This window comes from uncultured Martelella sp., from assembly GCF_963677965.2.
Classification (GTDB): domain Bacteria; phylum Pseudomonadota; class Alphaproteobacteria; order Rhizobiales; family Rhizobiaceae; genus Martelella; species Martelella mangrovi.
Window position 1 is genome coordinate 1,208,245 of the sequence record NZ_CAXXFM010000001.1, and the last position, 13,360, is coordinate 1,221,604.

A 13,360-nucleotide genomic window follows, 5' to 3' on the forward strand; every position below is an offset into this window, starting at 1 on the left:
GATGCACAACAACACGGAAACCACCCCGCATCCGGCATTCGATGGCGTCAAGCAGCTGGAAACCCCATGTGTCGTTGTCGATGCGGCCCGCCTTGAGGCCAATATCGCAAACATGCAGGCCATTGCCACAGCCGGCAAAGTTGCGCTTCATCCGCATATCAAGACGCATAAATCGCTCACCATTGCCGGCATGCAGCGCAAGGCCGGGGCCACGGGCGTCACGGCCTCCCACCCCGGCGAAGCCGCCGTTTTCATCCGCGCCGGCTTTTCCCCGGTGACGCTCGCCTATCCGCTGGTGCGCCCGGAACCGGTGACGGCGCTGCTGGCGCTCGCACGCGACAACGGGACAAAAGTCCGTTTCATCGCCGACAGCGCGACAGGCATTGAGGCGCTGGAAACCGGCGCACGGCAGGCCGGAACGACGGCGGACGTATTCATCAAGGTCGATGTCGGCCTGCACCGCTGCGGCGTCGATCCGGCGACCAAGGAAAGCATCGCCCTCATCCGGAAGCTCGCATCGTCGCACCTGACCTTCGCCGGCCTCCTCTCCCACGCCGGACATGCCTACGGCGCAGGCTCAGCCGATGCCGTGCGCACGGTTGCCGCTGATGAACGACACACATTGCTCTCGTTTCGGGAAACGCTCGCAAAGCACGGCATCACCGTGCCGCTGATCTCCATCGGCAGCACCCCGTCCCTGCTGGCCAATGACGGTTTCGACGGCATCGATGAAATCCGGCCGGGCAATTACGTGTTTTACGACATGACCGCCGTGCGCCTCGGCATCATCGATCGCAGCCAGATCGCGCTGGCCATATCGGCAACGATCATCTCGAAGAACCGGGATTTCTACATCATCGACGCCGGATCGAAGACACTCAGCTCCGACCTCGGCGCCCACAGCACCGGCACGGGCTCCGGCTTCGGCGAGGCATGGAGCACAACCCTCGACGCGCCCCTGACCGTCGTAAAGCTGTCCGAAGAACACGGCATGGTCGCACGGGCAGGCACCGATCTTGCCGTCGGCGAACGCCTGCTGATCTACCCCAACCACGCCTGCGTCGTCGTCAACCTCGCGCCCTCTCTGGCTTTCCTCGACAGAGGAACAGTCTCGCAAAGCACGATCGACGCCACCCGATGGGCGATCGCCTCGGCAGATAATGCCGGTCTGTCGGGATAAAGCCCCTCTCCGGACAAGATATGCGCGATGGCGCAAAAAACGCCAGCATGTGATATCGGCTCTTTCAAAAAACGCAAAAATTGCGTAATCAAAAGCTGAAACATTTGATCGAGCGAGTCCCGATGAGCACAACCGCCCGCAGACCGAACCAGGCCGATATCGCATCCAGACTCGGCGTTTCCGTAAGCACGGTATCGCGGGCGCTTGCCAATGAGGACGGCATCTCGGAGGTCGTACGGCGCGATGTTCAGAGGATGGCGCGGTCGCTTGGATACCGCTCCAAGCGCATGCCCGGTCTGCGGGCGACCGACCGCCGCGTTGTTGCGCTCGTCCCCTTTGCCAATGCGACTGGCGGTCTGTCGGGTTTTTATGTCGACATTCTCAACGCCATCCGCAGCGAGGCCTCGGTCTGCGGACTGGATCTCGACATCCGCCTGATCAGCGAACGCAAGGTGACGCTCGAACTCGTGGCGCGGCATGTGCAAGCGGCCGGGGCCAGCGCCGTTCTCCTCGCCGGGATCGATGCCAGCGACGAGCTTGCGTCATGGTGCCGGGAAAATGAAATCCATGCCGTGCTTGTCAACGGCTGCGACCCGTTGATGCGCATCAGTTCGGTGGCGCCGTCCAATTTTTACGGTGCCTATATGGCCACCAGGCATCTGCTTTCGGCAGGTCACCGGAAGATCCTGCATTATACCCATGGCCACCGACCGACAATCCTCGAGCGCCGCCGCGGCTTCGTCACAGCCATGGCCGAGGTCACCGGGGAAGAGGCAGCGCTGGTCATGAGCGACGACCGCAAGCCGATGGAGCTTCTGCAAGATATCTCCGAAGGGAAACAAGACGTCACGGCCCTGTTCTGCTGGAATGATATCGCGGCGGTGGAGATCATCGAAGGCATCCAGGGTGGCGTCGGTCAGGTAGCGCGCGACTTCTCGATCATGGGCTTTGATGATCTGCCGCTTGCAGCGATGACAGCGCCGCGTCTCAGCACGATCCATGTGGATCGGGATGCGATCGGGCGCGGCGCCATCAGGCTGCTCTCCGATCAGATCGAAGGCGAAACGGCGGTTCGGCAGCTGGAAATCGGCGTGTCACTGGTCCCCGGCGGCACGGTTCACGCACGAGCCTGAATGGCAGCCTATACCGTCAGTAAAAAATTGCCCTCAGACACATCGGCGTAACGAAAGCGCATCGCCTGCTGCGCCGCGCGGTTTATTGTGTTCTATTTTAGTTATTTAAAACAACAACATACGAAATGGAATTCGCAATTATTTCAAATATAATGCAAATTACGCAAATTTATGCATAACTATTGATAAATTGCGAATTTGCACCTACGCTTTCCTCCGTTCTGAGTAACACGAGGCCCGGGAGGGGCTTCGAGGGAGGAAAATCAATGACTTATGTTTCCCTGACACGATTGTCAGTGAAGGGCGTCGTGCTGGCTTCTTCGGCCTTGCTGCTTCTGGCAGGCTCCGCCCTCTCGCAGCAGCAGGCGCCGATGCTCGACCCGCTGGTCGAGGACGGCTCCCTGCCGCCGGTGGACGAGCGCCTGCCGCAGGACCCGCTGGTGGTGGAGCCGGTGGACAGCATCGGCAAATATGGTGGCACCTGGCATTCCGGCCTGCGCGGGCGTGGCGACACGGCCTGGATTTCACGCACGCTGAACTATGACGGGCTGGTGCGCTACAATCGCGAATGGGACGAGATCATTCCCAATCTCGCGGAGAGCTGGGACGTCAGCGAGGATGCGCGGCAATACACGTTTCATCTGCGCGAAGGACTGAAGTGGTCGGACGGCACGCCGTTCACCAGTGCCGATATCGCCTTCGCCACCGAACTCATCCAGGATCCCGATTATCCCGTCGGCGGCCTGTTTTTGACCGATCCCGGCAACCCGGTCACCATCGAAGTCGCAGATGATACGACCTTCACATTCACATTCGAGAAGCCGAATGGCCTGCTGCTCGACGAGCTTGCCGGGGTCAACGGGATCACGCTTGTCTCGTTGCAGAAGGCCTATTGCGGACAGTTTTATCCAGCCCTCAGCGACAATGCCGAACAGCTGGCCAGGGATGAAGGTTACGAGAACTGGGCCTTCATGATGGAAGACAAATGCGCTTTCGGGCAGGAGCCGCAGCGCTGGGGCAACCCCGATCTGCCGTTCATGAACGCCTGGGTCGTTACCGAACCCTGGACGGCCAACACCAGCCGCGTGGCCTTCGAACGCAATCCCTACTACTGGAAGGTCGACCCGGAGGGCAATCAGCTGCCTTATATCGACCGGCTGGAAATGCGGGTCAGCGAAAGCGCCGAGGAACTGACGCTGATGGCGCTCAATGGCGAGATGGATTTCACCGACCGCCATATCACCACGGTCGCAAACCGGCCGCTCTTTTATGACGGTCAGAAGGAAGGCGATTACCGGCTCGGCGCAAACGTGCCGTCGCAATCCTCGACGCTGGTCCTGCAGCTCAACCTGAACCACTCCGATCCGGTCAAGGCCGAACTATACAACAACAAGGAGTTCCGTATCGGCCTTTCCGAGGCCATCAACCGGCAGGAAATCATCGACGCCGTTTTCACCGGTCAGGGCGAACCCTATCAGGTGGCGCCGCGCCCGGAATCGCCGTTCTACGACGAGGAAATGGCCAAGCAGTATACCGAATACGATCCGGAATCCGCGATCGGGCATCTGGAAGCGGCCGGTCTGAGGGAAACCAATGGTCAGGGCATCCGGCTGATGAGCAACGGTAAGCCGGCAATCATCACCGTCGATGTAATCTCCGCTTTCCGCCCGGAATGGATCGATATGCTGGAACTGATGTCGCTGCAATTGCGCGAAGTCGGCATCGATCTCGAGATCAACAATATCGACCGCACGCTGTTCTACGACAAGCGGCCGAGCGGAGACTTCGACGCCCAGGTCTGGCAGGGCGATGGCGGCCTCGATGTCGTTCAGGAGCCGCGCTATTATTTCCCGGCCAATGCGGAATCCGCCTGGGCGTTCCAGTGGCAGGCCTGGTTTAACGGCACCGACCCCGAGATTGCGTCCGAACCGGCCGACTGGGCCAGGAAGCAGATGGATCTCTATGACCAGTTGGGGGCCTCGCCCGATCCCGATGAACGCGACGCGCTGATGCGCCAGATCCTTGAAATCGCCAAGGAAAACTTCCCCGTCATCGGCGTCAGCCTTTCCCCGGACGGCTACTACATTGCCAAGAACAACCTGCGCAATGTCTCCGAACCGATGAAACATGCCTGGCTGTTTCCAACGCCGGCACCCTACGACCCGCAGCAGTGGTATTTCGACTAGGGACAACGACACCTCCTCCCGGGCGTATCCTTCGCAGCCTTCGGGCTGTGGAGGAGCCGTCGGGAGCGTGCAGAAAGGGCAAGTTTCATGCTCGGTTTCATTGTTCGTCGGCTGATCGCGATGGCGTTGACGATCTGGGCGGTCTCGTTCGTCTCCTTCGCCATTATCCAGCTGCCTCCCGGCGACTATCTCACAAGTTATATGGCGGAACTGAGTGCCGCCGGTGACCGGATCGACCCGGCGACCATCGAGGCGCTGCGCCGGCAATATGGTCTCGATGATCCCTTCATCATCCAGTATTTCAAGTGGATCGGCGGCGTGCTTCACGGCGATTTCGGCAACAGCTTCGAATGGAGCGCGCCGGTGACCGACCTGATCTGGGGCCGGCTCGGCAATTCCGTCCTCGTCGAAGGCCTTGCCATACTGGTAATGTGGCTCGTCGCCCTGCCGATCGGCGTCTATGCGGCGGTGCGCAAATATTCGCTCGGTGATTATCTCGCCACCATCGGCGGTTTCATCGGGCTCGCCATCCCCAATTTCCTGTTCGCGCTGGTCCTGATGTATTTCTGGTACATCTATTTCGGCCAGACGCTCGGCGGTCTCTATTCGCCGGACCTTCAGGGCACGCCGTGGGACCTCGAACGGATTCTCGATTTTCTGGCGCATGCCTGGGCGCCGGTCCTTGTCCTTTCAACTGCCGGAACCGCGCAGCTGATCCGCGTGATGCGCGCCAACCTGCTTGATGAACTGACCAAGCCATATGTGACGACGGCCCGCTCCAAGGGCCTGCCGGAATGGCGCGCGATCCTCAAATATCCGGTGCGTGTCGCCCTCAACCCGCTGGTCTCGACCATCGGCTGGCTGCTGCCAACGCTGGTCTCGAGTTCGGTGGTGGTTTCCGTGGTGATGAACCTGCCGACCTCCGGCCCGCTGCTGTTGCGCTCGCTGACCACGCAGGACATGTATCTGGCCGGCGCCATCATCATGCTTCTCGGTGTTCTCACCGTCATCGGCACGCTGATTTCCGATCTGATCCTGGCCTGGATCGATCCCCGCATCCGTTATGGAGGGCGCTGAAATGGCCATGACCACGGACATGCCGGCCACAGCGGCAGACGAAAAATCCGCCAAACGCACGCTGACGGGACGGGAAACGCAGCTGAAGATGACCTGGCGCCGCTTCAAGCAGCACCAGCTCGCCTTCGTCTCGCTATGGATCGTCATCGCATTTTATCTCGTCGCGATCTTCGCCGAGTTTGTCGCGCCCACCTCGCCGGGTGATTACAATCCGCGCTACACCTATGCGCCGCCGCAGGGCATCCATTTCATTGCCCGCGATGAGGACGGCGGCTGGCAGTTCGGCCCCTATGTGAACGGCTACAAGACAGAGATCGATCGGGAAGCCTTGCGTCGCGTGTTCACGATCGATCCCGAGGTGCGCCACCCGGTCGGCTTTTTCGTGCCGTCGGAGCCCTACAGGCTGATGGGCTTCATCCCCATGAACCGCAAGCTCTTCGGCACGGTCGAGCCGCGCGCGCCCTTTTATGTGCTCGGCGCCGACAGGCTCGGACGCGATCAGTTGAGCCGGCTGGTCTATGGCACGCGGGTCTCGCTTTCGATCGGCCTTGTCGGTGTGATCCTCAGCTTGTTCTTCGGCGTGATCATCGGCGGCTTTTCAGGCTATTACGGCGGTCTGTTCGACAGCGTGGTGCAGCGGGCAATCGAGTTTATCCGCTCGCTGCCGACCATCCCGCTATGGCTCGGCCTTGCCGCGGCCTTTCCGCAGGACTGGGGGCCGCTGCAGACCTATTTCGCCATCACCATCATCCTGTCGATGCTGGGCTGGACGGAACTCGCACGCGTGGTCCGGGGCCGGTTTCTGGCGCTGCGCACCGAGGATTTCGTCACTGCGGCCAAGCTTGACGGGGCGTCGGATTACCGGGTGATCGTCAAGCATATGGTGCCTTCCTTTACCAGCCACATCATCGCGGCGACCACGCTGGCCATTCCGGGGATGATCCTGGCGGAAACGGCGCTCTCCTTCCTCGGCCTCGGCCTGCAGGCGCCGATCGTCAGCTGGGGGACGCTTCTGCAGGACGCCCAGAACATCCGCACGCTTGCCGGCGCGCCTTGGCTTTTGTCGCCGGGCGTCGTTGTCGTTGTCGCAATCCTTGCCATGAACTTTCTAGGAGACGGCCTTCGTGATGCCGCTGACCCCTATGGACGATAGTGCAGAACTGCTCAGAATGGAGAATGTCAGCATTGTCTTCTCCTCGCCCGACGAAGCGGATATCGAAGCTGTCCGCCAGGTCGATTTCACCCTCACACGCGGCAAGACGCTGGCGCTCGTCGGCGAAAGCGGCTGCGGCAAATCCGTCACCGCCCGCACGATCCTGCGCCTTCTCGACAGAAATGCGCGGATCGGCAATGGCCGCATCCTGTTTCAGGCCGAAGGCGGGCAACCGGTCGATATCGTGTCGCTGGGTTCCGACAGCCAGGCGATGCGCGCGATCCGGGGAAACCGCATTTCGATGATCTTTCAGGAACCGATGAGTTCCCTGTCTCCGGTGCATACGATCGGAGACCAGATCGACGAGATGATCATGATCCACGAAGAAATCGACCGGAAGGCAGTCCGCGCCCGCACCGTCGATCTGCTGGAGCAGGTCGGTATTCCGGGTGCCCGTCAGCGCGCGGATGCCTATCCGTTCCAGCTTTCCGGTGGCCTGCGCCAGCGCGCCATGATCGCCATGGCGCTTGCCTGCAAGCCGGACCTGCTGATTGCGGACGAACCGACGACGGCGCTCGATGTGACGACCCAGGCGCAGATCCTCGATCTGCTGAGGGCGCTGCAGGACGAATACGGCATGGCGATGCTGTTCATCACCCATGATCTCGGCGTCGTGGCCGAAATCGCCGATGAAGTGGCGGTAATGTATCTCGGCGACGTCGTCGAACAGGGCAATGTCTTCGATGTCTTCCGGGCGCCGCAGCATCCCTACACGCGGGCGCTGATGAGCTCCATCCCGCGCATGGTCAGGCGCAGCGAGCGCAAACGTCTCACGCCGATCGAAGGCAATGTGCCGTCACCGCGCAACCGGCCGCAGGGGTGCGCCTTCACCTCGCGTTGCCCCCATGCCTTTGCCCCTTGCGCCGGGGAATACCCCGAACGCACGGCAACCGGCGCGGCACACTGGGCGCGCTGCCATCTGCTGACCCATGACGAAGCGCCTTCCGTCACCGGCCTGAAACAGCAACGCAAAACTGCTGAAAACGCACACGCCAATCAGGGAGAACGAGCATGAGTGCGCTTCTCGAAGTCGAAAACCTCTCCAAGGTCTTCACGCTCAAGGCCGGCCTTTTCGGGGACGCCATCTCGCTCGCTGCACTTTCCGATGTATCGCTGACGGTTGGACAGGGTGAGACACTGGCCATCGTTGGCGAAAGCGGCTGCGGCAAGACCACGCTCGGACGCTGCATCGTGCGCGCCGTCGATCCATCCGGCGGGCGGGTGACCTACCGCCCCGAAGAGAGCGACCCCGTCGAGCTCTCCAGACTTTCCAAACGGCAGTTGAAGCCCTGGCGGCGCGATATCCGGATGATCTTTCAGGACCCGATGTCCTCGCTCAACCCTTACATGCGCGTGTTCGATCTGGTTGCCGAGCCGTTGCGCATTCATAAAGCCGCCCGCGGCGCGGAGCTGGAACACCGGGTCGTTTCGACGCTGGAAAAGGTCGGCCTGCCGAAGGATGCGCTGCAGCGGTTTCCGCATGCCTTTTCCGGGGGCCAGCGCCAGAGGATCGGCATTGCCCGCGCGCTCGTGCTCGAACCGAAACTGGTGATCGCCGACGAGGCTGTTTCCGCGCTCGATGTTTCGATCCAGGCACAGATCCTCAACCTACTGGAAGACCTGAAGGCCGATTTCGGCCTGACCTACATCTTCATCAGTCACGATCTCGGCGTGGTGAACTATCTCGCCGACCGGGTGGTGGTGATGTATCTCGGCCATGTGGTGGAAACTGCGCCGACGGAAGCGCTGTTCGAACGTCCCCGTCATCCCTACACGGAAGTGCTGCTCGATGCCCTGCCGATTGCCGACCCGACCCGGCGCGCCAAACGGCATGACAAGGTCAAGGGGGAAATCCCCTTTTTGGGCGACCGGCTGGAAGGGTGTCCGTTCCACACACGCTGCAAGTTCGCCGAAGACCGTTGCCGCAAGGAAAAACCGGCGCTCAGGCCGATCAATGGCGGCCCGAGCGAGGCTGCCTGCCATTTTGCCGAAACGATTGAACTCAATGGCGCCTTTGCGGGCAGCCCTGCCACAGGAACCTATGCCTAGATGACCTACGATCCCAACACCGCCAACCCGCTCTCAGGCAATCCGCTCAAGACGCGAGGCGATATCGAAACAGCGCTTCACGGCCTGTTCAATCCTTTGCTGCCATATTTTTCCAGAGGGCGCGCGCGTGTCCGCCTCAGCGGCAGTGCCGCCCATTTCGATCGCATCGCCGCCGATGTCGAGGGCTTTGCCCGACCGCTCTGGGGGCTGACGCCTTATGCCGCCGGTGGCGGTTCCTTCGATTACTGGGATTATTTCCGTGAAGGCATTGCCAATGGCATGGACCCCGACCACCCGGAATTCTGGGGTACGGTCGAGCGCACCGACCAGCGCATGGTTGAAATGGCCGCGATCGGTTTCACGCTGCGCATGGTTCCCGAAAAGGTCTGGGACCCGCTTCCGGGCAGGGCGAAAGACAATATCGCGACTTATCTCAAGAACCTTCGTCGTTTTCCCTATGCCGACAACAACTGGAAATTCTTCCGCATTCTCGTGGATATGGGGCTCACACGGGTCGGTGTCGATTTCGACCGGACGCTGACGGAGCAATATCTGGAAGAACTCGACGGGTTTTATCTCGGCGATGGCTGGTATCGCGATGGCAATGTCCGCCGGATCGATCACTACATTCCCTTCGCGATGCATTTCTACGGGCTGATCTATGCCAAACTCGCCGCACCCGGCGATGCGCGGGCAAACGCCTATCGCGAGCGCGCGGCGCTTTTTGCGAAAGACATTCAGCATTGGTTCGATGACGACGGCGGGGCGCTCGCCTTCGGCCGCAGCCTCACCTATCGTTTTGCCTGCGGCGGTTTCTGGGGCGCTCTTGCCTTTGCCGATGTCGAGGCGCTGCCCTGGGCAGAGATCAAGGGCCATTTCATGCGGCATCTGAGATGGTGGTCGCGCCATCCCATTGCCGATCGCGACGGCGTGCTGTCGGTCGGTTACGGCTATCCCAACCTGTTCATGAGCGAGAGTTACAATTCGGCAGGCTCCCCCTACTGGGCGCTGAAAGCCTTTCTGCCGCTGGCGCTTGGCGCGGATCATCCTTTCTGGCAGGCGGAGGAGGCGGCCCCCGATTTCGGCAGTGCCCCCGTCCCCCTGAAGCATCCCGGCATGGTCATGAACCACCAGAAGGGCAATGTCGTCGCGCTGTCTTCCGGTCAACAGAACCACCATATGCGGCACGGTGCGGAGAAATATGCCAAATTCGTCTATTCCTCGCGCTACGCTTTTTCGGTCGAGGTTGACGAGCGCGGCTATCGGCGCGGCACCTTTGACGGCATGCTGGCGCTTTCCGATGACATGCGTCATTACCGTGTCCGCGAGGACAATGAAATCGCTCAGATCGCCGGCGACACGCTGTTCGCCCGCTGGAAGCCTTGGGATGACGTAACGGTGGAGACCTGGCTGGTTCCGGCCGGAGACTGGCATTTGCGGATACACCGCATCGAAACGCCGCGTACGCTTCACACAACCGAGGGCGGCTTTGCCATCGCACGCGCCGATCTCGACGCCGACTTCTGCCGGGAGGAAGCCGGTTTTGCGCTTGCGCAATCGGATACGGACCTGAGCCAGATCCGGGACCTTTCGCCGAAAGTCAGGCGCGAAGGCCGGGCACAGAAGGCTCTGCCAAATACCAATCTGATTGTCGCAAAGACCATCGTGCCCCAACTTCTGGGGGAAATTCCGGCTGGCAAAACCGTGCTGGCAACCGCCGTTTCGGTGACGCTCGAAGGCGTTGATCCAGGCAAGGCACCGATCGTGCCGGATATCGCCGAACTTGAGGTGCTGTTTCAACGCGACGGCGTCACGGTCAGCGCCATCGATATTCCGGAGAGAACCTGATGCGCCCGCGCCTGAGCTTCGCCATGGCAGCGGCAAAGACGCTGCACGTCTTCGATGAGCGCCTTTACAACCGGCTCTCTGCCTGTTGCGAGATCCTCTCAAAAACCCCGATGGAGGATTTCACGACGCCTCAGGCACGCGCGCAACTGGCGGTGACCGATATTCTGGTCACCGGATGGGGCGCTCCTTTTGTCAACACGGAGGTGCTGCCTCTTGCACCCCGATTGCGCCTGATTGCGCATGCGGCAGGGACGGTGAAATATACGGTCGGCGATGCGGTTTACGCAGCCGGCATCGCCGTGACCAATGCGGCGGCGGCCAATGCCGTGCCGGTGGCAGAATATACGCTCGCGGCAATCATTTTCGCCAACAAGCGGCTATTCGAACTGCGCGATATATACCGTAAAGATTGCGACAGGCGCGCGACCTGGGCGCTGATGAACGAGCCCATCGGAAATTACCGCCGTACGGTCGGGTTGATCGGCGCATCGCGCATTGGCCGCAAGGTGGCAGAGCTGCTTGAAGTGCTGGACGTTGAGGTATTGCTCTACGATCCGTATGTCACGGCCGACGATCCCGTTACCGCGCAGGCGAGACCGGTCGATCTTCAGACATTGCTGCGGGAATCGGATACGATTTCGCTGCATGCACCGGCGCTGCCGGCAACGCGACACATGATCGGCGCGGAACAGTTTGCACTGATGCGCGACGGCGCCACTTTCATCAACACCGCCCGTGGCATGCTTGTCGATCACGATGCCATGATCGATGAACTGGCGACAGGCCGGATCAATGCGATCATCGATGTCACCAGCCCGGAAGTTCTTGACCCCGGCTCGCCGCTCTATACCTTGCCCAATGTTTTTCTCACGCCGCATGCCGCAGGCGCCGGCGGGCTTGAACGGCTGCGGCTGGGAGAAATGGCGGTGGAGGAAATCGAGCGATTCGTTTCCGGCCGTCCGCTTGAACACGCAATCGAACCCCACCTACTGGAGCGACTGGCATGAGCCTGGCCCTCAAAGACGATGATGACACGAAACGCGTGCACGAAGCACGGCTGCAGTTTCTGACATGGGAGCGCACGCCGGAGGATATCGATGCGCCTGCCCACCGCGCACGCTGCGCCGACCTTGCGAAAAATGCCGGCGCCGAGATCGATGCGACGGCCTATATCGCGGAGAAGGCGGCGGTCTTTACCGACAGGCTTTCGCTTGGGGCGACATCCTATATTGCCGGCTATGCCGTCGTGCGCGGCGACATCACCATCGGCGCGGACTGCACGGTCAATGCCTATGCCTGCCTGGCCGGCACGGTCTCCTGTGGCGATCATGTGCGGATCGCCTCGCACGCGCAGATCATGGGCTTCAACCACGGCTATGAAGACCCCGATATCCCGATCTCGCGGCAGCCGCATGAAAGCCGGGGCATCATTATCGAGGACGATGTCTGGATCGGTGCGAATGTGGTGGTGCTCGACGGTGTGCGGATCGGCCGGGGCGCAGTGATCGCCGCCGGCGCAACCGTCACCCGCGATATTCCGCCTTACATGATCGCCGCCGGCGTGCCTGCCAAGCCGATCCGCAGGCGCGGCGAAAAACGCGCGGATGCAACTGCGGATATCGATACTGCTCTTGAGGCCGTCGGCAACAAAGTGAAGGCCGAATGGCGCGCGATCCTGGCGCAAAACATGCGCGATGGCGTTTATGTTTCGCGTGAAGCCGACGGCGCCCTTCGCCCGAGCATGCGCCATTTATGCGATGCAATCGAGATTGCCGCGGGTCTCGATGAAAGGCCGGAGGGGCTCGATATCGCTGCGGCTATCGAGACGCTGAAGGCGGTTCAGGACCCCGAAACAGGTCTTTTCCCCGATCCCCGCCAGCCACCGAAGCCGGACCGGCCGCAACGCGAAGACGGTCTCGCCTTATACAATGTTCTCTCGGTCGGTTACGCTCTGGAAGTGCTCGGCAGCCGCCCGGATCATCCCGTCAGCGCTGTCGAACTTGATGCACCGGACCTCTGCGCCTGGCTGGAAGGCCTGCCCTGGCGAGACAATGCCTGGGGTGCAGGGGCAGCCGTTGATGCGATCGGAACCGCGCTTTATTTCAATGCGCGCTATTTCTCGACCGGCCGGGCGCGTGAAACCCTGTTCGGCTGGCTTGCGCTTCATGTCGACAGGGCAACCGGGCTGTGGGGTTCGCCGCGCGCGGCGGACGGACTGCTGCAGCCGGTCAACGGCTTTTACCGCCTGACACGGGGCACCTATGCGCAGTTCGGCCTGCCGGTGCCCAACCCCGAGGCGGCGATCAATTCCGTGCTCGCCAACTATCGCAATCACGACGGTTTTTCAGGCGCGACCTACACCGCCTGCAATCTGCTCGATACCATCCACCCGCTGCTCATATGCCTGGCCCAGACGGATCACCGCCGTGCAGAGGCGGAGGCGATTGCCCGCGCGATCATCACGCACGCGCCGTCACGCTGGCAGGAGGGCGCGGGTTTCGCCTTCGCCGACGGACAGGAGCCGGGGCTTCAGGGCACGGAAATGTGGCTGTCGGTCATTCATCTGGCAGCAAAACTGCTGAAACGGCAGGATGCGCTTTGCTATGTGCCAAAGGGCGTCCACCGCACCGAGGCCGTCGGTCTCGGACTTTAAGCCGCAATCAACGGGGAGAGG

The 13,360-nt window shown here is 61.3% G+C and carries 10 protein-coding genes; all 10 read left to right on the forward strand.

Annotated features, from left to right (window positions below; genetic code table 11):
- The first annotated feature begins 1 nt into the window (after position 1).
- The 10 genes from ACHZCU_RS05790 to ACHZCU_RS05835 all read left to right on the forward strand — a co-directional run bounded on the left by ACHZCU_RS05790 (position 2) and on the right by ACHZCU_RS05835 (position 13,339).
- On the forward strand, positions 2-1,180 hold the full coding sequence (locus tag ACHZCU_RS05790; RefSeq protein ID WP_319519748.1) for an alanine racemase: 1,179 nt from the start codon (positions 2-4) through the stop codon (positions 1,178-1,180).
- Between the two features lie 122 nt (positions 1,181-1,302).
- Positions 1,303-2,313: a LacI family DNA-binding transcriptional regulator gene (locus ACHZCU_RS05795; protein ID WP_319518025.1), complete on the forward strand. Its 1,011-nt coding sequence runs from the start codon at positions 1,303-1,305 to the stop codon at positions 2,311-2,313.
- A 266-nt stretch (positions 2,314-2,579) separates the two neighbouring features.
- Positions 2,580-4,499, forward strand: a complete 1,920-nt coding sequence (locus ACHZCU_RS05800) for an ABC transporter substrate-binding protein (protein ID WP_319518026.1) — start codon at positions 2,580-2,582, stop codon at positions 4,497-4,499.
- An 87-nt stretch (positions 4,500-4,586) separates the two neighbouring features.
- Positions 4,587-5,576, forward strand: a complete 990-nt coding sequence (locus ACHZCU_RS05805; protein WP_319518027.1) for an ABC transporter permease — start codon at positions 4,587-4,589, stop codon at positions 5,574-5,576.
- Positions 5,577-5,595: 19 nt separating this feature from the next.
- Positions 5,596-6,729, forward strand: a complete 1,134-nt coding sequence (locus tag ACHZCU_RS05810) for an ABC transporter permease (protein WP_319519749.1) — start codon at positions 5,596-5,598, stop codon at positions 6,727-6,729.
- Positions 6,719-7,804: an ABC transporter ATP-binding protein gene (locus ACHZCU_RS05815; protein ID WP_394706100.1), complete on the forward strand. Its 1,086-nt coding sequence runs from the start codon at positions 6,719-6,721 to the stop codon at positions 7,802-7,804. The genes ACHZCU_RS05810 and ACHZCU_RS05815 overlap by 11 nt, the downstream gene beginning before the upstream one ends.
- Positions 7,801-8,838 (forward strand): oligopeptide/dipeptide ABC transporter ATP-binding protein, encoded by a 1,038-nt coding sequence (locus ACHZCU_RS05820; protein WP_106307498.1) that lies wholly within the window; start codon positions 7,801-7,803, stop codon positions 8,836-8,838. The genes ACHZCU_RS05815 and ACHZCU_RS05820 overlap by 4 nt, the downstream gene beginning before the upstream one ends.
- Positions 8,839-10,686, forward strand: coding sequence for a DUF2264 domain-containing protein (locus ACHZCU_RS05825; protein ID WP_319518029.1), 1,848 nt, complete (start codon positions 8,839-8,841; stop codon positions 10,684-10,686). It begins immediately after the preceding gene.
- Positions 10,683-11,693 carry a hydroxyacid dehydrogenase gene (locus ACHZCU_RS05830; RefSeq protein WP_319519750.1) on the forward strand — a complete coding sequence of 337 codons (1,011 nt, stop codon included), beginning with the start codon at positions 10,683-10,685 and terminating at the stop codon, positions 11,691-11,693. Before ACHZCU_RS05825 ends, ACHZCU_RS05830 begins: the two co-directional genes overlap by 4 nt.
- Positions 11,690-13,339 (forward strand): acyltransferase, encoded by a 1,650-nt coding sequence (locus tag ACHZCU_RS05835; RefSeq protein ID WP_319518030.1) that lies wholly within the window; start codon positions 11,690-11,692, stop codon positions 13,337-13,339. The genes ACHZCU_RS05830 and ACHZCU_RS05835 overlap by 4 nt, the downstream gene beginning before the upstream one ends.
- The last annotated feature ends 21 nt before the right edge of the window (positions 13,340-13,360 follow it).

What these genes read in the sequence shown, in the direction of transcription:
- ACHZCU_RS05790 (WP_319519748.1), top strand. Translation starts at nt 2, where the DNA reads ATGCACAACAACACGGAAACCACCCCGCATCCGGCATTCGATGGCGTC.
- ACHZCU_RS05795 (WP_319518025.1), top strand. Translation starts at nt 1,303, where the DNA reads ATGAGCACAACCGCCCGCAGACCGAACCAGGCCGATATCGCATCCAGA.
- ACHZCU_RS05800 (WP_319518026.1), top strand. Translation starts at nt 2,580, where the DNA reads ATGACTTATGTTTCCCTGACACGATTGTCAGTGAAGGGCGTCGTGCTG.
- ACHZCU_RS05805 (WP_319518027.1), top strand. Translation starts at nt 4,587, where the DNA reads ATGCTCGGTTTCATTGTTCGTCGGCTGATCGCGATGGCGTTGACGATC.
- ACHZCU_RS05810 (WP_319519749.1), top strand. Translation starts at nt 5,596, where the DNA reads ATGCCGGCCACAGCGGCAGACGAAAAATCCGCCAAACGCACGCTGACG.
- ACHZCU_RS05815 (WP_394706100.1), top strand. Translation starts at nt 6,719, where the DNA reads ATGGACGATAGTGCAGAACTGCTCAGAATGGAGAATGTCAGCATTGTC.
- ACHZCU_RS05820 (WP_106307498.1), top strand. Translation starts at nt 7,801, where the DNA reads ATGAGTGCGCTTCTCGAAGTCGAAAACCTCTCCAAGGTCTTCACGCTC.
- ACHZCU_RS05825 (WP_319518029.1), top strand. Translation starts at nt 8,839, where the DNA reads ATGACCTACGATCCCAACACCGCCAACCCGCTCTCAGGCAATCCGCTC.
- ACHZCU_RS05835 (WP_319518030.1), top strand. Translation starts at nt 11,690, where the DNA reads ATGAGCCTGGCCCTCAAAGACGATGATGACACGAAACGCGTGCACGAA.